This is a genomic window from Pseudomonas sp. H1h (assembly GCF_000633255.1).
Lineage (GTDB): Bacteria > Pseudomonadota > Gammaproteobacteria > Pseudomonadales > Pseudomonadaceae > Aquipseudomonas.
The window spans coordinates 68604-90012 of sequence record NZ_AYMJ01000012.1; the positions used below are offsets into that span (position 1 = coordinate 68604).

Annotated in this window: 17 protein-coding genes; 2 read left to right on the forward strand and 15 right to left on the reverse strand. The window is 61.4% G+C overall.

What is annotated here, in order from left to right:
• The first annotated feature begins 140 nt into the window (after nt 1-140).
• Nucleotides 141-2003: a bifunctional O-antigen ligase/aminoglycoside phosphotransferase family protein gene (locus U862_RS0109565; RefSeq protein WP_025110197.1), complete on the forward strand. Its 1863-nt coding sequence runs from the start codon at nt 141-143 to the stop codon at nt 2001-2003.
• Nucleotides 2003-3220 (forward strand): acyltransferase, encoded by a 1218-nt coding sequence (locus U862_RS0109570; protein WP_025110198.1) that lies wholly within the window; start codon nt 2003-2005, stop codon nt 3218-3220. Before U862_RS0109565 ends, U862_RS0109570 begins: the two co-directional genes overlap by 1 nt.
• An 18-nt stretch (nt 3221-3238) precedes the next feature.
• Here the strand turns inward: U862_RS0109570 and U862_RS0109575 are convergent, their stop codons facing one another.
• The 15 genes from U862_RS0109575 to glnE all read right to left on the reverse strand — a co-directional run bounded on the left by U862_RS0109575 (nt 3239) and on the right by glnE (nt 21309).
• On the reverse strand, nt 3239-4141 hold the full coding sequence (locus U862_RS0109575) for a glycosyltransferase (RefSeq protein WP_025110199.1): 903 nt from the start codon (nt 4139-4141) through the stop codon (nt 3239-3241).
• On the reverse strand, nt 4138-5292 hold the full coding sequence (locus tag U862_RS0109580) for a glycosyltransferase family 4 protein (protein WP_025110200.1): 1155 nt from the start codon (nt 5290-5292) through the stop codon (nt 4138-4140). The genes U862_RS0109575 and U862_RS0109580 overlap by 4 nt, the downstream gene beginning before the upstream one ends.
• A complete protein-coding gene (locus U862_RS0109585; RefSeq protein ID WP_025110201.1) occupies nt 5289-6725 on the reverse strand; it encodes a PIG-L deacetylase family protein in 1437 nt (478 codons plus the stop codon). The genes U862_RS0109580 and U862_RS0109585 overlap by 4 nt, the downstream gene beginning before the upstream one ends.
• 8 nt (nt 6726-6733) lie before the next feature.
• Nucleotides 6734-7630: an antimicrobial resistance protein Mig-14 gene (locus U862_RS0109590; protein WP_025110202.1), complete on the reverse strand. Its 897-nt coding sequence runs from the start codon at nt 7628-7630 to the stop codon at nt 6734-6736.
• Complete coding sequence (locus U862_RS0109595) at nt 7630-8760, reverse strand: glycosyltransferase (protein ID WP_025110203.1); 1131 nt, start codon at nt 8758-8760, stop codon at nt 7630-7632. Before U862_RS0109595 ends, U862_RS0109590 begins: the two co-directional genes overlap by 1 nt.
• Complete coding sequence (locus U862_RS0109600) at nt 8744-10501, reverse strand: carbamoyltransferase (RefSeq protein ID WP_025110204.1); 1758 nt, start codon at nt 10499-10501, stop codon at nt 8744-8746. Before U862_RS0109600 ends, U862_RS0109595 begins: the two co-directional genes overlap by 17 nt.
• A gap of 171 nt (nt 10502-10672) precedes the next feature.
• Entirely contained in the window at nt 10673-11008 is a 336-nt protein-coding gene (locus U862_RS0109605) for a YceK/YidQ family lipoprotein (protein WP_025110205.1), read from the reverse strand.
• Between the two features lie 206 nt (nt 11009-11214).
• A complete protein-coding gene (locus tag U862_RS0109610) occupies nt 11215-12666 on the reverse strand; it encodes a lipopolysaccharide kinase InaA family protein (RefSeq protein ID WP_025110206.1) in 1452 nt (483 codons plus the stop codon).
• Nucleotides 12666-13418, reverse strand: coding sequence for a lipopolysaccharide kinase InaA family protein (locus U862_RS0109615; protein ID WP_025110207.1), 753 nt, complete (start codon nt 13416-13418; stop codon nt 12666-12668). The genes U862_RS0109610 and U862_RS0109615 overlap by 1 nt, the downstream gene beginning before the upstream one ends.
• On the reverse strand, nt 13415-14149 hold the full coding sequence (locus U862_RS0109620; RefSeq protein ID WP_025110208.1) for a lipopolysaccharide kinase InaA family protein: 735 nt from the start codon (nt 14147-14149) through the stop codon (nt 13415-13417). Before U862_RS0109620 ends, U862_RS0109615 begins: the two co-directional genes overlap by 4 nt.
• Nucleotides 14149-14955: a lipopolysaccharide core heptose(I) kinase RfaP gene (rfaP, locus tag U862_RS0109625; RefSeq protein ID WP_025110209.1), complete on the reverse strand. Its 807-nt coding sequence runs from the start codon at nt 14953-14955 to the stop codon at nt 14149-14151. Before rfaP ends, U862_RS0109620 begins: the two co-directional genes overlap by 1 nt.
• On the reverse strand, nt 14956-16077 hold the full coding sequence (locus U862_RS0109630; protein ID WP_025110210.1) for a glycosyltransferase family 4 protein: 1122 nt from the start codon (nt 16075-16077) through the stop codon (nt 14956-14958).
• The gene (gene waaC, locus U862_RS0109635; RefSeq protein WP_025110211.1) at nt 16077-17138 is read right to left on the reverse strand and encodes a lipopolysaccharide heptosyltransferase I; all 1062 of its coding nucleotides are present in this window, start codon (nt 17136-17138) and stop codon (nt 16077-16079) included. The genes U862_RS0109630 and waaC overlap by 1 nt, the downstream gene beginning before the upstream one ends.
• Before the next feature lies 1 nt (nt 17139).
• Entirely contained in the window at nt 17140-18174 is a 1035-nt protein-coding gene (gene waaF, locus U862_RS0109640; protein ID WP_025110212.1) for a lipopolysaccharide heptosyltransferase II, read from the reverse strand.
• Nucleotides 18175-18369: 195 nt separating this feature from the next.
• Nucleotides 18370-21309: a bifunctional [glutamate--ammonia ligase]-adenylyl-L-tyrosine phosphorylase/[glutamate--ammonia-ligase] adenylyltransferase gene (glnE, locus tag U862_RS0109645; RefSeq protein ID WP_025110213.1), complete on the reverse strand. Its 2940-nt coding sequence runs from the start codon at nt 21307-21309 to the stop codon at nt 18370-18372.
• Nucleotides 21310-21409: the final 100 nt, after the last annotated feature.

A 21409-nucleotide genomic window follows, 5' to 3' on the forward strand; every position in this document is an offset into this window, starting at 1 on the left:
GATAAAAAGGACGCTGACTTTAGCACAGCTTCTTCAGGGTTCTGGCAATCGGCGAAAGGCTGTTATTGTTAGGCATCTTTTTCCGTATCAAATAGCCATCACTCGAATGGTCGATCAACCTCAGGAATGAATCTCACAGCATGCAACTCAGCGGCTTCAGCAGTACGTCCAACCGGATTTTCGATTTCATCAGCCTGTGGATACTTCCCGCCGGCTATTTCCTGCTCCTGTGCGCGCTGTTCTTTTTGCCGGGCCGAAGCCTGCATCACAAGCTGTTTTACGGACTGTTCAGCATTCCGACATTGATCGCATTGTGCCTGCGCCCGCGCGAGCTCAGAGAGTTGCTGCGCGAGCCGATTTTCATCGCGGTTCTGCTGTTTGCGGCGTGGGCCTTGCTCAGTCTGTCCTGGGGACCGGGCGGTGAACCTTTCGGCGGAATGCTCAAGCCGCCACTGCATACCCTGCTGTTGTTCGCCGGCTGCTACCTGCTGGTGCGCTACCGCAGCGATATCCTTCAACCCTTGATGTTCGGCGCAGCGCTGGTCGCCCTGATTGCCACCACCATTTTCCTGTTCATGTTCGCCCGGGTCTATGAACCGGGGATGCGCCTGATCGGCGGTGGCGCCTTCGACAATCCACTGCTCAGTTCGCACCTGTTCGGGTTCTTCAGTGCCTACTGGCTGAGCGTGACCATGACCTGCAAACGCCGCCGGATGATGTGGCTCAGCGTGCCGGCGATGGCCATCATGTTCATGGCGGTGATCGGTACCGGCTCCAGAACCCCGCTGGTGGCGCTGACCATGGCAGCACTGTGGCTGTGTTTCATTTGCTGGAACCGACGCTCGGTGGGGCTGCTGATCGCCCTGGCCTTGAGCGGTGTGACCGTTGTCATGCTGTTTGGGCAGATGATCACCGAGCGTGGCGACTCCTACCGCCTGGAAATCTGGCAGAAAGTGCTGCACATGATTGCTGATCATCCATGGATCGGTCACGGCTACAGCGCCACCTTGGCCGTCGATCCCGGCAACGGTGTCAGCTTTCAGGAGCCGCACAGTTTTGTCTTGGGGGTTCTGTATTACGTCGGCATCATCGGCTTGCTGCCCTGGTTGTTTTTTCTGCTCTGGGGCCTGCTGAGCAGTTGGCGCCAGCGCGTGCAGCCCATGCTGATCATTGCCTCGACCTGGCTGGTGTTCGGTATTGGTGCAGGACTGACCGAAGGCGGTGGAATCATCTCGCGGCCCAAGGAGCACTGGTTCCTGCTGTGGATCCCGCTGGCGCTGATCGCGGCGCTGAGCATCAATCAGCGCGCGCGTCGCCTGTTGACCCTGCCGGTGCAAAAGCTCGCCGCGGCAGACCTTGAGCAATTGAGCCGCGAAGCGCAGATCATTGAAGAAGACGGCCTCGGCCCGAAAGTCCTGCGCCTGAGCGACGGCAGCTTCCTCAAACTGTTCCGCCGACGCCGCTGGTACACCTCCGGCAGTTTCAATCCCTACTCCGAACGCTTCGCGGTCAACAGTGAACAATTGCGTCAGATGGGCATTCCGACCCCACCAGTATCGAATCTGTACCGCCTGGACGATGGCAGCAGCGCCGTGCATTACTCACCATTGCCGGGCCACACCCTGCGTCAGGTGCTGCAGAGCATTACCGCCCCGGCGGTACGTCAGGCGTTGGTAGAGCGCTTTGGCAAATTCATGGCGCAACTGCACGAGAAAGGCGTGTATTTCCGCTCGCTGCATCTGGGCAATGTGCTGGTACTGGAAGATGGCGAATTCGGGCTGATTGATCTGGCCGACCTGCGTATCTACCCTACCCCGCTCAGTCTCTCCCTGCGCCAACGGAATTTGCGTCATATGCAACGTTACACTGTCGACAAACGCTGGTTGTTCGAGGATCACCTCGATGCGTTGCTCCAGGGGTACGCCATGACGGCGTCTAAATCCGCGGTTGAAAATCTGCACAGGCAAGTGCTGGCCGGCAACACTGCGGCCCGAGTTCACTGATGAACGAAACTAATCCCCTATTTGCGCTGGTCGCCTATCTGCTGGCCATCGTCACCTCCGCCCTGTTGTTGCGCGCGGTACCGAAAATCGCCCGGCACCTGCAGCATTCCGGCGAAAGCCGTTATGCCAGCATCGACGGCCTGCGCGGCTACCTGGCGTTTGGTGTATTCGTGCACCACTCGATCATTACCTGGATCTTCTTGCGCACCGGGGTGATCGATTTCCCCCCGAGCAACTTCTATTCGATGCTCGGCCAGGGCAGCGTTGCGCTGTTCTTCATGATCACCGGGTTTCTGTTCTGGAGCCGCCTGCTTGCGCAAGGACGCGACCACGACTGGCTGGCTTTCGGCGTCTCACGGGTATTTCGCCTGTACCCGCTGTACCTGCCGCTGATGGTGCTGGTGTTCGTTTCGATCTTCCACTTGCAGAACTGGCAACTGAAAGAGCCTGGCCTGGAACTGTTCAAGCAGATTCTCGCCTGGCTGACCTTCGACCGACCGGACATCAACCAGTACCGCCACTCGGGCATGCTGATATCCAACGTCACCTGGACGCTGGCCTATGAGGTGTTTTTCTACCTGGCGCTGCCACTGGCCGGGCTGGTGTTCATCTATCGAGGCAGTTGGTTGCAAGTGGTGCTGTGCCTGATCGGCATCTACGCGCTGTACCAGTTCATCGGCTGGGAGCATTCGCTGAAAAAGCACTTTCTGGCGAGCTTTCTCGGTGGCATCGCCGCCGCGTACTGGATTCGCCGGCCGGCGCTTGTGGCATGGAGCCAGTCGCGCCTGGCGAGCATCATCGCCGTGCTTGCGCTGCTGATTGCGTTCACCGCGTTCAGTCGAGCGTTCAAGGCTGCACCGCTGTTTCTGCTGGGGCTGTTTTTCGTGATCGTGGCGTCCGGCAACAACCTGTTCGGCGCGCTGAAGCCACGCAGCATTCGCTGGCTCGGCGAAATCAGCTACAGCACCTATCTGCTGCACGGTTTCGTCCTGTGGCTGATGGTGCAACGGCTGCCACTGCTGCTGGACATCGATGCGCGGGAAACCTCGGTGTACCTGCCCTTGGTGGCGGTCTGCACATGCTTGCTGATTCTGATCAGCAGCGCGACGTTCCTCTATATCGAGCAACCGGGCATGGCTGCCGGCAAGAAGGTTCTGCACTGGTTGCGCCAGCGCCAGAAGGGCGAAAAGCGCCTGTCGGAGAAAGTCGCTCGCTGAGTGCGAGCGACCGTTACCTCAGTCCTTTTCCAGCGGGGAAAAAAGCAAGCGCCCCAGGCCGCGCCAGGTCTTCTTGTTCCAGGCCTTGAACGGGATCTGCGCCAACAGCTCGCGGGCCAGCTTGCGATTGCGGTTGGCGGTCTTGAGGAACATCGAGTTCAGCGCCTTGAAGCGTACTTCGTCGTACAGCGGATGATCACTGAACAGTGCGTAAGTGCGCAGAATGTTCTCGATCATGAAGCGATGATTCTTGTACGAGTTGGTGGCGTGTTTGCGATAGCGCGCCATCACCACGTTCAGGCCATCGATGAAGTAACCGGCACGGGTCACCTTCAGCTCGATGTACAGGTCCTCAAGACGAATCGACGGATCGAACCCCCCCACCTTTTCCAGCGCCTCCCGACGGATCATCAGGGTCGGTGCCGGTGGATAAGGCTTGCGCTCCAGGAACATGTCATCGAAATCGAGGCGGCGGAACGGCACGTCGCGGCGCTGACGCTTCTCCGGGTAAAGGCTGCCGTCGGCATGCATCAACTCGATGTTGCCGGCGCAGATTCCGACCTCGGGCTTACCGTCCATGTACGCCACCTGGGTGGCGATACGCTCCGGGTACATGATGTCGTCGGAGCCGAACGGTACGATCAGGCTGCCCTTCGCGCGGGCAATGGCACCGTTTAGCGTATTGGTCAGCCCCTGATTCTGCTGCACGCGAAAATCGAAACCGTACTGCGCCTGCAACGCGTTGATGCGCTCGACGCTGTCATCCTTCGAACCGTCATCGACCACCAGCAGTTCGATGTTCTTGTAGCTCTGGTTGAGGACGCTGAGGATGCTTTCCTCAATGTACGGGCCATGGTTGTACGAGGCGATGATCACGGTGACGAGGGCGTTTGCTTCGCTCGTGGCTTGTTCTTCGCTCATGGCTGCTCCTTGCGAGCCTGTTCCAGGCCAGAGTCGATCAGGTCCAGGTATTCCTGACGGAACACCTCGATGTCGTGTTGCTCCTGCAGATAGCGGTAGGCCTGCTCGCCCTTGGCCTTGAGTTCGTCGTCCGACAGCGCCAGATAGTTATCCAGCGCGGCGACCAGGCTCGGCACATCCTTGGGCGTGATCGCCAGCCCGCCGGCACCCTCGATCAGCGGCAACATGGCCGGCACGTTCGAGGCGATCACCGGCAAGTGGCCGCTCATCCCTTCGAGCAACGCCAACCCCAGGCCTTCGGCCAGCGACGGCATGGTCCAGATATCGAACGCACGCACGTATTGCAGTGCGTTTTCCTTGAAACCCAGCAGGTGTGCACGGCCGCTCAGGCCCAGTTGCTCGATCTCGGCCGCCAGTGGCGCTTGCAGGCGCCCGGCACCGATGATCGCCAATTGCGTGTTCGGGTATTTGTCTTTCAGCGCAGCAAACGCCTGCAACAGATAGGTGTGGCCCTTGACCGACACCAGTCGCCCCAGTGCGCCGATCAAGCGCACATTCGGGTCAATGCCCAACAGCTCGCGGGCTTTTTCGCGGCTGTGCTGCAAGCCTTCGGCCTGTTCAATGTCGATGGCATTGGTAATCGCGTAGGTGTTCTGGTCGGTGAAGCCGCAATCGCAGTCCAGCAGATACTGTTTGACCGCCGGCGACACGCCGACGAAACGCCAGTGGCGGTCGATCAGGCGCTGAGTCTGGCGACGTCGGTAAAAGCGGTCGTACTCACCGAAACCGTGGGAGATGCCGATGCACAGCGGCACCTTCAACCAACGGTTGAGCGCGAGCATCATGTTCACCGGTTTGAAGCGGTTGCAGATCACCACGTCGAACTTTTCCCGGCGACAGAACTTGTACAGCTGCCACATCGCCCGCAGGCGCATGCCCTTGAGCGACTTGTCGGAAAACTCGAAGTACACCGAACGGTCGGCGCGGCTGACCGGCTCGCCCGGCCCCGGCTTGCCGCGCAGGAACGCGGCGGTGACCTCATACCGATCCGAAGGCAACGCCTTGACGATCTGCTCGGCCAGGTCGGCGAAATCATGGGCTTTGACGTTGTAGTCGGGTTGCAGCTGCAACACCTTGGACCGTTGACTCATGACTCTCCCCGCTGATCGCCCGGCTCACCGTGCTTCAATAACCAGAACAATTCCTGGCGTCTGACCGCTTTTCGAAAAAATTCGTTTTCCCCGTACACCGAGGTTACCCGCCCCGCCAGCAGGCGCTGAATCACTCGGCGCAGGCGGCGCTTGAACGGAGCCGGTGGCTGCAGGTCATGCATCATGCCCAGCGCCATGGCTTTGTCCCGCTGCAACTCGATCGACAACGGCAGGCACAACGGCTGCATCGCCACGGCCGAATCGAAGGCCGGCGGCAGCGCAATGCCCTGCCCGGTGTTGCCCATCGGCCAGCGGTCGTTGTCGTGCAAATGGTTGGCGTAACCGAGCAACGTCGGCTGCCAGTCCAGATCGTGCAAGGCCTGCAAGACCGCTTGCTGGGCGCAGATATGGTCAGGGTGCGGATCGAGCGTCGGATGCGGCAATACGATCACGTCCGGACGCGCGCGCAACAGCACTTCACGCAGGTCAGCCAGCAGATTGTTCCAGGTCGGCGCCCCATCGGCATCGCCCGGCAAAGTGAACGGGTTCAACTGGCGAAACAGTCGCGTGTCGTTCAAGTCTGCTTCCCGCGAACCCACCGCCTGATTCGGCGCGGCCTGCATCGCCGCCAGTTGCAGGCAGAAGTAACCGAGCTGCACGCAATGTTCCTGCGGCACACCCGCCCAACGCGGCACGGCAAGACTGTCCCAGGCACGCAGACGCCCCTTGAGCCGCGCCGCCTCGACCTTGTTCATGCCCATCCGCTGATAATGTTCGGCTTCGATCTCGCCAGCGGTCAGGGTGACGATCCAGGCTTCTTCGGCCTGGCTGTACAAGCCATACGCCGCGAGCTCAGCATCGTCGGCATGCGGCGCGATCACCATCACCCGTTGACGACGATAATCCGGTTGCTCCAGCGCCCACAGCACCGGCTCGCCGGCCACCCGACAGAACCGCCCGCGCAGACGCAACCGGCCTTGCGACAGGGCTTGCGCCTGACCGCTGAGGTTCAGGTAACGCAGGCCATTGACGCCGCGCTCGAAGGTTTGCGCATCCGGATTCGTTCCTCCAAACAGTTCGACGCGCGGATCGAAGAAGCGTCCGAGCCAGCTGCTTTTGACCCGCACCGAGAGAATCAGCGTGGCCTCGTCTACCAGCATCACGCCCTCGTCCAGGCGCAATTGCTCGCCGTTCAGATGGACCTTCGGCTGCGGAGTGAATGGTGGAAAGCTGTACTGGTAATCGTCTTTCGGCGAATAGAACAGATGATCGGCAAACCACGCCTCGTGGGCGATCCAGCCGAGCACCGCAAGCACCAGCGGCAACCACCACGCGACCAGCACACCGAGCGCAATCAAAGCGATCAGGGCGATCAGCAAGGTGATGCGTTTGTTGCGACGATGACGCTTGAGCAGTTGCTGTTTGCGGCTCATGGGCTGACTCATACGGTGAACACCGGCACAGGATTGCACCAGCGGTCCTTGTATTCACGGTCGGCGCGACCGAAGGAAAACCGCAGCGGCTTGTTCAGTGCCCGGGCGTGTTCCCAGGCGCTTTGCGTATTGAGGAAGCTCAACACGCTGCCGGGGCTGAATTCGCGGGTTTCGGGATCAACGCCGCCGTTGATGTACTCGACGCTGATCCACTCCGGCGCTTCGACGCGGTACACCAGTTGAATGGCGATGGGCGCATCGTTGAGGAAGATCACCGAACCGATCAGCAGTTCGCGCAGCAGCTCGATGACTTCGGCCATGCGCGCCGCGCCAGTGGCCGGAAAGCCCCAGCGGCGCTGGAACAGATCGCAGTAGATCGCCGCCAGTTCGGCGCTGGAGAACTCGCCGACCGCACGCACCACACCGCCCGCCTCTTCCAGCAGGCGCAACTCACGGCGCTGGTTGTAGCGAAACTTCTTCGACAACTCTTCGGGAGTACGCGCCATGGCCAGTTGTTCGGTCTGCAACTTCATGCCGCTGAAGCGGTTTTCGTTGAGTGCCGACAGGTAGCGCGCGCGATGACGCAGCGGTGCCTGGGCATCGACGGCAGCCGGCAGGATCAGTTCGGCATTGCCGAGGTCGAACAGGCCTTTTTTGCCATTGCGCTTGAGCACGTCCTTGGACAGCGCCAGATCGCGGCCCCAGGTCGGGATCGCCGCTTTGACTTCGCCGCCTTGCTCCCACGCCAGATAGCGCACCGGGATGCCGGCCAGCGCGGCCAGACGCTCGACCACCAGCGGATGGGTCGCGACGCTGCCGCCAAAACGCTGCCAGGCAGTTGCATAGGTGGAGGCGTCAACGGGCGACCAGCCACGTTCGCGCCAGCCTTGAAATCGGTTGAGCATCAGCCCCTCGGTGCCAGATCGGTAACTTGCGGCAGACGCCAGAAGGTGTCGCGCACCGCACGGTCGGAGAAACGCTCACGCAGGCGATCGAGCATCAGCTCGGCGCACTGCCGGCGCTGCTGATCATCCATACCCGCCAGATGCTGCAGGCCTTGTGCAAGGTGTTCGGCATCGCCCAACGGAAACAGGATGCCCACGCCTTCGACCACTTCCTTCGCCCCGCCACACGCCGTAGCGAGCAAAGGCACGCCGGCGGCCATGGCCTCCAGCAGCACCATGCCGAACGGTTCGTGGTCGGAGCTCAGGGCAAACACATCGAAGGCGCGAAAGTAGTTGCGCGCCTCCGGCACCTGACCGAGAAACAGCACCCGGTCACCGATACCCAGTTCGCGCGCCAATTCCTTCAGGTCCTGCTCCAGGCGCCCCTTGCCGAGAATCACCAGTTGGCTGTTGCCCGGCAGTCCCGGCAACGCCGCAGCAAAACCGTGCAGCAGCGTGGCCTGATCCTTGTCCGGGTGCAGACGACCGACGTTGCCGACAATGAATGCATCCGCCGCCAGCCCGAGGGTTTCGCGCGCTTCGCGGGCCGACACCTGACTGGCCTGCAAGGCCGGCACATCGATGCGGTTGTACAGGGTCTGGATGCGGGTGGACGGCCATTTCGGCAGGCAACGACGCATGTCGTCGCGCACCGCGTCGGACACGCCGAGCAGGCTCAGGCGTTTGCGGAAAATCTGCGCAAACAGTTTGCGCGTACCGCGTTTGTAATCGTCAAACGCGTGGTGCACGCCAATCACCGGCAGCGAGGTGCCGAGCAAGGCGATATAGATCGGCTTGAAGCGATGGGCGATGCAGAAACTGAAATTGCGTGAAGCGGCGATCTTGCGCAGATCGCCGATGGCGCCCAGCTTCAGGCCACGAATGGCCTTGGAGCTGTATTCCATGAACAACACTTCATCGGAAGCACACGCTGCAGCCACCTCGCTATCGGCGGCCCCGGTCAGAAAGACCGTGGTCACCCGATAACCGGTGCCCGCGAACAGGCTGGCGTACTGCCGTGCGCAGTCGAGGAACGGCCCGTCATAGCCGTGACAGAACTGCAGCACATGGCGTTCAGCCGAGCGAGTCATAAGCGTTTGCGCCCTCTTTGACCACCAGAATGTCTTCCATGATCAGGTACTGCAGATCGGAGCCGAAGAACATGTTCAGGGCGTCGGTCGGCGAGCAGATCATCGGTTCACCACGGCGGTTCAGCGAGGTGTTCAGCGACACGCCGTTGCCGGTCAGCACTTCCAGCGCCTTCATCATGTCGTAGTAGCGCGGGTTGTATTCGCGCTTGAGCACCTGGGCACGGGAAGTACCGTCTTCGTGAACGACTTCCGGCACGCGGGTCTTCCACTCTTCCGCCACTTCGAAGGTGAAGGTCATGAACGGCGCCGGGTGATCGATCTTGATCATCTGCGGAGCCACGGTGTCGAGCATCGACGGGCAGAAAGGCCTCCAGCGCTCGCGGAACTTGATCTGGTGGTTGATGCGGTCAGCCACCCCGGCCACGCTCGGGCAACCGATGATCGAACGACCACCCAGTGCACGCGGACCGAACTCCATGCGGCCCTGGAACCAGGCCACCGGGTTGCCATCGACCATGATTTTGGCGATCTGCTCCGGCATGTTGTCGAGCTTGCGCCAGGTCGGCTTGTTCTCGTGACGGGCGCACGCAGCGATCACGTCTTCGTTGCTGTACGACGGGCCGAGGTAGACGTGTTCCATCTTCTCGACCGGCACGCCACGGGCGTTGGACACATAGGCCGCCGCGCCAACCGCGGTGCCGGCGTCGCCGGAAGCAGGCTGTACGAACAGCTCTTTGACGTCATCGCGCGCGATGATTTTCTGGTTGAGCTTGACGTTCAACGCACAGCCACCGGCGTAGGCCAGTTTGCCGGTTTCCTTGAGCACGTCGCCCAGGTAGTAGTCGATCATCTGCAGCGCGATTTTTTCGAACAGCGCTTGAATGCTGGCGGCGTAGTGGATGTAAGGTTCGTCGGCGATGTCGCCTTCGCGCTTGGGACCCAGCCACTCGATCAGTTTCGGCGAGAAGTAGTAACCCTTGCCTTTTTCCTTGTAGCGACGCAGGCCGATCACGTTGGCGTAGTCGGTGTTGATCACCAGCTCGCCGTTCTCGAACGAGGCCAGACGCGAGAAATCATATTTGCTGGCGTCACCGTACGGCGCCATGCCCATGACTTTGAACTCACCGTCCAGCATGTCGAAACCAAGGAACTCGGTGATCGCGCCGTACAGGCCGCCGAGGGAGTCCGGATCAAAGAATTCCTTGATCTTGTGGATCTTGCCGTTTTCGCCATAACCGAAGAAAGTCGTGGCGTATTCGCCCTTGCCGTCGATACCGAGGATCGCGGTTTTCTCTTTGAAACCCGAGCAGTGGTAGGCGCTGGAGGCGTGAGCCAAGTGGTGCTCGACCGGCTCGATCTTGATCTTCTTCGGATCAAAACCCAGTTGCTCCAGGCACCAGACGATCTTGTTGCGATAACGCTTGTAGCGACGGTTGCCCATCAGGATCGCGTCGAGTGCACGATCCGGGGCGTACCAGTAACGCTTGGCGTACTGCCAGCGGGCCTTGCCGAACAGGCTGATCGGAGCGAACGGAATCGCCACCACGTCAACGTCGGACGGCTTGATACCGGCCTGCTCCAGGCAGAACTTCGCCGATTCGTAGGGCATGCGGTTCTTTGCATGCTTATCGCGGACGAAGCGCTCTTCTTCAGCCGCCGCCACCAGCTTGCCGTCGATGTACAAGGCGGCTGAAGGGTCATGGCTAAGGGCGCCGGACAGGCCAAGAATCGTCAATGCCACAGGGTCTAGCCTCTTTAGTCTGCATTCAGGCGCGATGCGCCTTGAAAATTGATGTGCCCTCGCACCGGGCGAGAGACAGCTAAAGGGCGGGATTATAGCGTAAACGTGGCGGGAATGACCCTGTGCGAATTACCCCAGGTTGATTGGGCTGGATAAACCTTGTGCTCAGGCTCAATAACCGCGCTGCCGCCAATAGATACCAAGGTTGCCATCACTGGCCTGACGATAAATCGTGTACGGCAGCACCACCGTGTCCAGCACACCCGACAGCGGCAGATCCAGCAGCACGAACGGCAGCAGCACGCCAGTCGGGTCAGGCGGGGCATTCAGTACGCAGAAATCAAACGCCAGACCGCTGTAGATCCGTGGAATCGACTGACAGTAGGTTTTCTGTTTACGCAGGTCGCGGGCGGCGTCGGCGTCCATTTGCAGCACCGAGGCGGCGGTGCCGCAACCGGATAAAACCCATGAGCAGGCGCTCAGTGCTACAGCCTTTTTGATGGTCAAGTTATGCGCTCCCAAGTGGTCAGGGCAAACTAGCATCGGGGCTGGAGTGGGCACAGTTCATGGCTTCCGGAGAAGCTGTAGGACAAGTCAGTGGTGCTTGTCCGTCGTTGCTCGAGGGCGGATTTTTTGGGGTTTTAGAGCCTCATCGCGAGCAGGCTCACTCCTACAGGGGAATGTGTGGGAGCGGGCTTGCACGCGAAGGCGGCTCAGGCCGCGCTGGAGATGCTCTTGGGCAACCGCTGATCGATCACCTGATACAGCGCGCTGCTCTCGGGCCAGTTGCGCATGAAGCGCGCCCGATCCCGCGCATAGGCTGGCGCGAAACTGCTGGCAGACGCGTGCTGACACATCGAATCCAGGTCGATCAATGCCCAGCGATCCTCCTGCCAGAACAGGTTATGCCCCTTGAAATCGCCATGGCTGATGCGTTCGGCAATCAGCCGCGCAAACAGTTGATCCAGCGCCAGCAACTCGGATGCCGGCGCCGCGCCGCTTTCGACGTACGGTGCGAAGCGCTCGATGATGTCCGGCCCCGGCAAAAACTCGGTCACCAGATAGGCACGGCTGCGTAGCCACAGAAAACGCTTCTCCAGTACCGCGAGCGGTTTCGGCGTGGCAATGCCGAGGAACGCCAGGCGATTGCCTTCACGCCACGAGTGCCACGCGCGGCTCGGGCGCCAGAAACGCTTGAGCCAGTGCGCAAAGCCTTTGATGTTGTAGCGCTTGATCACCAACGTGCGCCCGGCCACCTCGACCTTGCCGACGCTCGCCGCGCCGCCGGTCTTGTACAGATGGCCCTGATCGAGCAGGGCATCGGCTTGATCCAGCACCGGCAGCATCGCTGCTTCTTCCTCGCGACGGATCGCCCGCAGGCCAAATGCACCGCGGCGCACACTGAACAAGGTGCACTCGCGGCCGACCTTGATCAGGTAGTCCTTCAGGCGCCAGGCGCGAACCTTGGCGATCTGCTTCTGCAACGCTTCCAGCGGCAGCGCGTGCTCGCTGTTGCTCAGCAGGTAATACACCAGCAACTCTTCGGTGAACGGTTCCAGCGACTTGGGCAACTGGGCGAAAAACACCCCGAGGTTTTCCAGCACCTTCTGCCGCGACAACGGCTGACCGGCGGTCTCGACACAGATCCCGGCGCCATCGATCAAGTACAACTGACCGCCATGGCGCAGCAGGTTGTCCAGGTGCAGATCTTCCTGCCACAGGCCTTTGCCATGCAGTTGACCGATGGCCCCCAGCGCCTCGGCCAGCACCGCCGATTGCTCATCCGCCAGCACCGGCAGCGACTCGACCTGCTGCCAGGCATCACCGAGGCTTTCGGCGTTTTCAAGGAATTCGAACAACAGCCAGCCGCCCTCACCGTCCTGCAAGCCATCGGCCAGCAGCAACGGTGTGGTCAGGCCTTGCTCGGCGAGCCATTTGACGCCCGCCAGCTCGCGCTGAAAATGCCGCGCAGCCTTGCTGCCCACCAGCAATTTGGCCAGCACCGGCCTGCCGCGCCACACGCCGGCACCGACATAGCGCTGCCCGGGCAGTACCCGCAGCAGGCTCAGCAACTGCAGATCCGCAGAGCCTGCCGCATCGGCGAGGGTGATCGTCAGCGGCAGACTCGGCGCGCGTCCGGCATTTTTCAGTTCGGACAACCGCATCAACGGGTCTCCTTGCGACTGCGACGTGCAGTCAGTCGCGTAACCCAACGGACGACCAGCGAGCTGTCGATTGGCTGATCGAGATAGGCCACCAGCAACTCGCGCAATTGCGCCTCGCTCCACTCCGGCGCGCGACGCAGCAGCGGTTCCAGATCCTTGACCCGATCACGCAGACCGAACAACAAGGGCCGGGTCTTTTCCAGGTCGATCAGTTGCGCCCGGTAGCGCTCGCCGTCAGCCTGCAAAAAGATGTGTTTGGGGTAGAAGCAACCGTGCACTTGGCGCACGCCGTGCAGCTGGCGCGCCAGTTGTCCACAGGCCTTGAGAATCGCCGAATGCTGCGCAGCGGTCAGTTCAGACCAGCGCTGCAACAGCGAATCAAGGTCGTCCCAACCGTCGAGGGCACGGGTCAGCAGGATCGCGTGGACGTCGCCCTTGACCTTGCGCTCACCGAAAAATGCCGCTTGCAGCGCCGGAATCCCCAGCTTGTTGTAGCGGCTGATATTGCGAAACTCGCGGGCAAAACTGGGTTCGCCAAACGGCGCGTGCAGGGTGCGGGTCAGATAATTGCTCTGACGCTTGAGGTAGTAGGCCTGCCCTTCGAGCTCCAGGCGAAACACGCTGCTCCAGCCACCGCCATCGGTGTTCGGCTCGTCCACCGCTTCGAGCTGTTTGGCCCAAAGCGCATCGAAAGTGCCGAGGCCATGACGCTCAAGCAGCGCCCGGTCTTCAGCGGCCAGGAAATCAGTCATTCGCGTCCCTCGAAAAATCTCACCACGTGACGAATCCGTTTCTTGTCGGCGGCATTGAGCCGATCACGTCCGCGGTATTGCAGGTAGAAGCGCAGGCGCTGGGTGTTCGACAGGTGATATTTGGCCACTTTGTCGAGACAGGCCAGGTCCTTGGTGATTCGGTATTTGAGCCAGAAGCCGCGCCAGAAATCGCCGTTCGGGCAGTCGATCAGAAACAGCTGCGCCTGATCGTCGATCAACAGATTGCGCCACTTCAGGTCGTTATGGGTAAAGCGCTGATCGTGCATGGTCCGGGTGTAAACGGCCAACTGCCGGCTGATGCCATCGACCCAGCGGCGATCCTTGAGCTTCGGATCGTTGCGTTCGGCCAGCGCCGAAAGGTCTTCGGTGCGCGGCAGTTCGCGGGTGATCATCGCCCCACGGGCATAGGCGGCGCCGCGTCGTTCCAGGCCCCAGGCCACCACTTCGGCGGTGGGAATACCCCACTTGGCGAAGCGCTTGAGGTTCTGCCACTCCATCTTCACCCGAGGCTTGCCCAGGTAACGGCGCAAACCCTTGCCGGCACCGACGTAGCGTTTGACGTAGTAATTGACGCCGTTGCGCTGCACGCGAATGACTTCAGACAGCGGATCGCGGGTCAGGCGTTCGCCTTGCAGGGCAAACACCGCCTCGAGGCTGCCGAAGTCCTCGGCCAGATCGCTGTACTGCGGCTCTAGAGTCCAACCCGCCATCAGAGCGCATCCCCGTAACGCTGTTTACGCGCATAGAGCTTGTTGGCCTTGCCTTCGAGCCAGCTCAGCAGCGGTGCTTCTTGCGCCAGGATCTGCCGTAGCGGCTGCTGGAAATAGCCTTTGAGGAAACGCAGTTTGTCGCGACGGGTCAGGCCGATGTCCAGCGCCGAGAAATACAGTGCCGCCAGATCCTTGTTGCGCCAGCGCTGGGTAATTGCCGGGCGGGTCTGGGCACGGTGCAGGTCGATCACTGAGAGCTTGAAGCTCTGCGGGGTGATCGGCTTATCGGTGTGCAGCAGAAAGTGGCAGATGTAGCAGTCGCGATGGTTGACCCCGGCGCGGTGCATCATGCCGGTCATGCGCGCCACCTCAGCGATCAGCGCACGCTTGAGCGTTGGCTCTGGCGGCTGCTTGACCCAGTCGATGCTGTAGTCTTCGAGGCTGATGGTCGGCGCCAGCTCTTCGGTGACGATGAACGAATGCTGATCGGCCGGGTTGCTGCCCTTCTCGCCGTAGGCGACTGCGGTCATGGTCGGCACGCCGACTTCCTGCAGGCGCTGGATGGCCTTCCACTCCTGACCTGCGCCGAGTACCGGCAGCTTGGCGGTCAGCAGGTTCTTGAAGATCTCGCCCCAGCCTATGCCACGGTGGATCTTGACGAAAAATCCGTGGCCGTCGACTTCCGTGCGCAGCGTCCGTCGAGCCTCCAGCTCGCGGTAGACCTCGCCCTGCAAGCCCTCGACTTCGGCGAACGGGTCGCGTCCGGCCCAGAGGCTCTTGAACGGTTCAGCCAGCATCAACTTCATTTAAGCGTGCTCCGCCAGAATCACATCGGCCGCGTGCTGCGGCATGCTGTAGAGGTCGGCCGTCTCGGCGAAGGCCAGACCATTGCGGCTCCAGGCCGCGCGTGCAGAGGCGTCGCTCAACATGTCAGTCAGGTATTGCGTCAGTTGCGCCTGATCGAACGGCTCGTCCAGCACTCGCCCGGCGTCCGCCTCGGCGATGTAATGGGCATAACCGCAGACCGCGCTGACCAGCACCGGCAAACCCGCCACCAGCGCTTCGAGCAGCACCGTACCGGTGTTTTCGTTGTACGCCGGGTGGATCAACAGGTCGGCGCCGAGCAGGAAACGCGGGATATCGCTGCGGCCCTTGAGGAACGTCACGTTGTCGCCCAGGCCCAAAGTGGCACTCTGCATCTGGAACAATTTGGGGTCATCCTGGCCGATTACAAACAGCCGGGTGCGTTTCTTCAGCTCGGCGGGCAACGCGGCCAGCGCCTTGAGACTGCGATCGACGCCCTTGGTCTTGAACCCGGAACCAATCTGCACCAGCAGCAGTTCGTCATCCTTCAGATTGAATTCGGCGCGGAAGCCGGCACGAATTTCATCGGCATCTGCCGGGCGCCGACGATCCAGGGCAATGCCCGGCGGCAGCAGGTGGAAACGCTCAAGCGGGGTGTCGTAATGCTTGATGAACAGCGGCTGCTGGACTTCGGAAATCATCAACACTTCGGTTTTCGCATCTTTGGCGAACACCGCGCGCTCGTACTCGGCGAAGTGGCGATAGCGACCCCAGCGGCGGTACAGCGAGTGGCGCAGGTTCTGCGCCTTGTCTTCGAAGCAGCCGTCGGCGGCGTAGTAGACGTCCAGCCCGGGCATCTTGTTGAAGCCGATCAGCCGGTCCACCGGACGCTTGGCCAGGTCCGCTTCCATCCACGCGCTGAGTTTCTCGTTGCGACGGTGATTGAAGAACGCCTTGACCGGCGCCACCAGCACTTCGAAACCGGGCGGTACGTCACCTTCCCAGATCAGCGTGTAGACACGGATCTGGTGGCCGCGCTTCTGGCATTCGAGGGCGATGCGCATGAAGTCGCGCTGCAAACCACCGAACGGGAAATATTTGTACAGGACGAATGCCAATTGCATCAGCGCAGCTCCTCAGCCATTAACAACGTGCTCAGTCGGCTGGCGACACGCTCGGGATTCACACGCGTGAAGCACAGAGGCTGCTCGCGTTTCAGGTCAAACTGACGGGCATCCTGCGCAGTCGGTTGGTAAGTGCATTTCTTTTGCAGGCAAGGGGCGCAGGGGAAATCACTGGCCATGTGAATCTGCACCTTGCCGTAGGCGCCGGTCAGACCCGGGTTGGTCGGGCCGAACAGCGAAATTGTCGGCACGTCCAGCGCAGCGGCCAAGTGGCCGAGACCGGTGTCCACCGCCACGCAGGCTTGGGCGCCGGCGAGGACTTTGCCGACGCCGGCCAGGTTCAGCTTCGGCAACACTTCGGCATGCTTGAACCCGGCGGCAATGCGCTCGGCGCGGGCCTTCTCCAGCGGGTTGCCCCACGGCAGCTTGACGCCGACGCCAAGATAGCCGACCCGCTCGGTCAGCTCGCGCCAGTAGGCTTCCGGCCAGTGCTTGGTGTCCCACGTGGTGCCGTGCAAAAACACCACGAATGCGCTCTTGCGCGGCAATTCCACCAGGCGCTCGACGTTGAGGCCGTAATCGCCCAAGCCTTTGGGCAAGTCGTAACCGAGGGCGATGGCAAACAACTGCCGCACGCGCTCGACCGCGTGCTGCCCCCGCGCCACGGCCAGCTTGCGGTCGTAAAAGCGTGCCGCCATCGGCTCGCGCGCCGAACCTTTATCGAGGCCGGCCACCGGGGCTTTGACGTAACGGGTCAACCAGGCACTTTTCAGCAGGCCCTGGGCATCGATCACCAGGTCGTATTTGCTGGCGCGCACGCTTTGCTTGAAGCGTTTCCACTCGCCGCTGGTGATGGTTTTCCAGATGTTTTTGCGCCAGCGGCGGATCGCCACCGGAATCACCTTGCCAACGGCCGGGTGCCAGGTCGGAATCTCGGCGAAGCCTTCTTCCACCACCCAGTCGAACTTGATCCCGGGGATGGCCCGGGCCGCGTCGGTCAGCGCCGGCAACGCATGAATCACATCGCCCAGCGATGACGTCTTGATCAGCAATACCCGCAACTTAATGAACCTCGACCACAGTACCCTGCAGTTTCTGCAAGGCATCGTTGACCGCGTCCGGCATCAGCTGGCGCAGGCAGTTGTAATGGCCGAAACGGCAAGTGCGATCGAAGCAAGGACTGCAATCGAGCCCCAGCCGAACGACTTCGACGTGCTCGGCCAGCGGCGGGGTGAAACCCGGCGAGGTCGAGCCGTAGACCGCCACCAATGGGCGGTTCAGTGCGGCGGCGACGTGCATCAGGCCGGAGTCGTTGGACACCACCGAGTCGGCACAGGACATCAGGTCGATCGCCTCGGCCAGCGAGGTACTGCCGCTGAGGTTGACCGACTCTTCACGCAGGCCGGGAATCAGCCGCGCGCGGATGTCTTCGCCCACCGCGTGATCGTTTTTCGAGCCGAACAGCCACACCTGCCAGCCTTCACGAATCCGTGCTTCAGCGACCTTGGCGTAATGCTCGGACGGCCAGCGCTTGGACTCGCCGAACTCGGCGCCGGGGCACAGGGCCAACACCGGACGGTCGAGGGTCAGGCCGAATTTGGCCAGCGCGGCTTCGCGGGTCACCGGGTCGATTTGCAGGCTCGGGCGCGGATAGGGTTTGGGCAGTTCGGCGTTCGGCTCATAGGCCAGCGCCATGAAGCGCTCGATCATCAGCGGATAACGCTCTTTATCCAGCGTACGCACATCATTGAGCAGGCCATAGCGGAACTCGCCGCGCCAGCCGGTGCGCTGCTTGATGCCGGCAAAGAACGGCACCAGCGCCGACTTCATCGAGTTGGGCAGCAGGATCGCCTGATCGTACTGGCCGGCCAGGGACTTGCCGATCCGCCGGCGCGTCGCCAGTTCCAGCGCGCCGTGGCCGAGCGGAAAGCTCAAGGCCTTGCGCACTTCGGGCATGCGCTCAAGGATCGGCCGGCTCCACTCGGGGGCCAGCACGTCGATTTCGCATTGCGGGTGGCGCTGCTTGAGACACTGAAACAGTGTCTGCGCCATCACCATGTCACCGACCCAACTGGGCCCAACGATCAGAATATTCATGTGGTTTCCATAAACGAACCGGGGAGGCATCTACGCCTCCCCGCCTCGAGAATTCTACAAACACTGTAGATCTGCTGTGGGAGCGGGCTTGCTCGCGAAAGGGTCTTCACATCCAACATTATTGTCGTCTGATACTCCGCTTTCGCGAGCAAGCCCGCTCCCACAGGGGCCATCAGGTGTTTCAAATATCCGGTTTCAGCTTAGCCCCAACTCTTTCCAGATCCGCAATACCTGCTGGCGTTCCTCGACAAACTGATCGCCCTGGATCACCCCGGCGTCCTTCTGCAAGGCCTGCCGGTGGGCAGCGGAGCGGTAGGCTTTATACGCCTCACGCAACAGGCTGGCGTCTTCGGCAGGCATCAGCCCTTCGTGTTCCAGCTCTTCCAGAATGCGAATGTTATCAGTCCAGCGCAGCAATGGCGGGTGGCTGTGCGACCACGCCAAGGCCGCGTATTGCACCATAAATTCAATATCGACGATACCTCCGGCGTCCTGCTTGAGGTCGAACGGCGCCGTGGCCTCGAAGGCATTTGCCGCCGTACCGGCCGCAGTGCCCTTGCTGCCGAGGTTGTCACGCATCTTGGCGCGCATCTCGCTGACTTCCTGCTGCAACTTCGCCAGATCCCGCGCCTTGCCCAATACCTGAGCGCGGACTTTCTCGAACGCCTGACCGACATCCTGACTGCCCACCAGTACCCGCGCACGCACCAGCGCCTGATGCTCCCACGTCCAGGCTTCATTTTCCTGATAGCGGGCAAATGCACCCAAGGAGCTGACCAGCAACCCGGATGCACCGGATGGCCGCAGGCGCATGTCCACTTCATACAACTGCCCGGAGTTGGTCTGCGCGGTCAGCAAATGGATGATTCGCTGACCCAGCCGGGTGAAGAACTGCGCGCCATCGATTGGCTTCGGCCCGTCGGTTTCCGCCTGCGGATCGCCGTCATGGATGAACACCAGGTCCAGGTCCGAACCATGCCCCAGTTCCAGCCCACCGACTTTCCCATAACCGACAATGATGAAGCCGGGATCGCACAAGGTGCCATCGGTGCGCAGCGGCGTGCCGTACTTGGCGACCGTCTGGCGCCAGGCCAGGGCCAGCACTTGTTCGAGTATCGCTTCGGCCAGCCACGTCAGGTAATCGCTGACCTTCATCAACGGCAGGCTGCCGGCGATTTCCGAAGCGGCGACTCGCAAGCGATGCGCAAGCTTGAAGTGACGCAGGGCTTCCATCTGTTGTTCGAGGTCGTCTTCGGGAATCCGCGTCAGGCGCTCGCGCAATTCGGCGGCCAGCTCAGGGGCCAGTGGCGGCTTGAACAGGCGACCTTCATTAAGCAATTCGTCGAGCAACAGCGGGAAGCGAGTGATCTGCTCGGCAATCCACGGGCTCGCTGCGCACAGCGTCAGCAAACGCCGCAGGGCGCCGGGGTTCTCCGTCAGCAGCACTAGATAAGCTGAACGCCGGGCCACTGCTTCGACCAGCGGCAGCACCCGCTCCAGCACCAGATCCGGATTGGCATGCTCCACTGCCTGGGCCAGCAATCGTGGAATAAAGGCATCGAGACGCTCACGCCCCAATCGCTGCATCGCGCGCAACTGCGGGCTGCCGCGCAAACCGGCCAGGGCCTTCAGCGCTTTGTTCGCATCCTTGAAACCGCCCTCTTCCAACTGCCGGCAAGCGGCCTCTTCGTCCTGTGCCTCTTCCCACAGCGGCAGCCACTCACCGCCAACCACCACTTCGCAATCAGCGCCCTCTTCTTCATCGGGATCAGCGATCACCTGCGCAAAGTGCCAGGCGACCCGGCCCCGCCAGAACATCAGTTTTTCGTGGAAAGCATCCCAGTCGGCGAACCCGAGCATGAACGCAATGCGCGCCTGATCCTGAGCGCCATCCGGCAACATCTGGGTCTGGCGGTCGGCAATCGCCTGGATCGCGTGCTCGGTGTAACGCAGGAATTCGTAGCCTTCACGCAACTCGCTGATCACTGCCGGTGGCAGATAACCCTGCCCCTCCAGCGTGCTCAATACCTTTAATAAAGGACGCTGTTGCAGGCTCAGATCACGCCCGCCGTGGATCAACTGGAAGGCCTGGGCAATGAACTCGACCTCGCGGATGCCGCCCGAACCGAGCTTGATATTGTCGGCCATGCCCTTGCGCCGCACTTCCTGCTGGATCAGCTGCTTCATGGTGCGCAGCGCCTCGATCGCCGAGAAATCCAGATAGCGCCGGTAGACGAACGGTCGCAGCATGTCGAGCAACTGCGCACCAGCCGCTTGATCGCCGGCCACCACCCGCGCCTTGATCATCGCGTAACGTTCCCAGTCACGACCCTGATCCTGGTAATACTGCTCCAGTGCATTGAAGCTCAGCACCAATGCACCGGACGAACCGTACGGGCGCAGGCGCATGTCGACGCGGAACACGAAACCGTCGACCGTCATCGGGTCAAGGGCCTTGATCAGACGCTGGCCGAGACGAATGAAGAATTCCTGATTATCCAGCGCACGTTTCACCCCGACGGTTTCGCCGCCCTCGGGGTAGGCGAAGATCAGATCGATGTCCGAGGACAGATTCAACTCGACGGCGCCGAGCTTGCCCATGCCAAGGATGACCATCTGCTGCGGCAAACCGCTGCGCCGGCCGGTCGGTGTACCAAACTGCTGGCAATGACGGCTGTACAGCCATTGATAGGCCTGATCGATGGTGGCGTCGGCCATGTCCGACAGATCGCGACAGGTCTGTACCAGGTCGGCTTGGCGATTGAGGTCACGCCAGATGATGCGTACTTGATGACGGGCGCGCTGACGACGCAGCACGCGCCCGAGCTCGTCTTCGCTTTGCGCAGTGTTTACGGCGGCGGCAATCTGCGCGCACAGTTCACCCGGCGCGAATGGCCGGTCGAGTTCGCCGGACTGCACCAAGGAGAGCAACATCAAAGGGTCACGAACGCTCTGTTCAATGACGAAATCGCTGGCGGCGCCAACGCGAGCCAATTGCGCCCAGCGCTCCGGCGTCCAGTGGGCAAGGCCATGATCGTCTTCCAGTGAGGCGACGGCCGTACGGAACGACTGCTCGGATCGAGTGACCAACGGCAGGAGAATGGCGGGCAGTTCGGCAAGCGCGGGCAGGGTCATGGTCTATCCTTGATCGGCGTGTAAATGGCCGCTTGTAGTGAATGATGAAAACCCGCTACGCGAAGGACTGTCGAACAAAAGTTAGAAATAGCTGAAATTT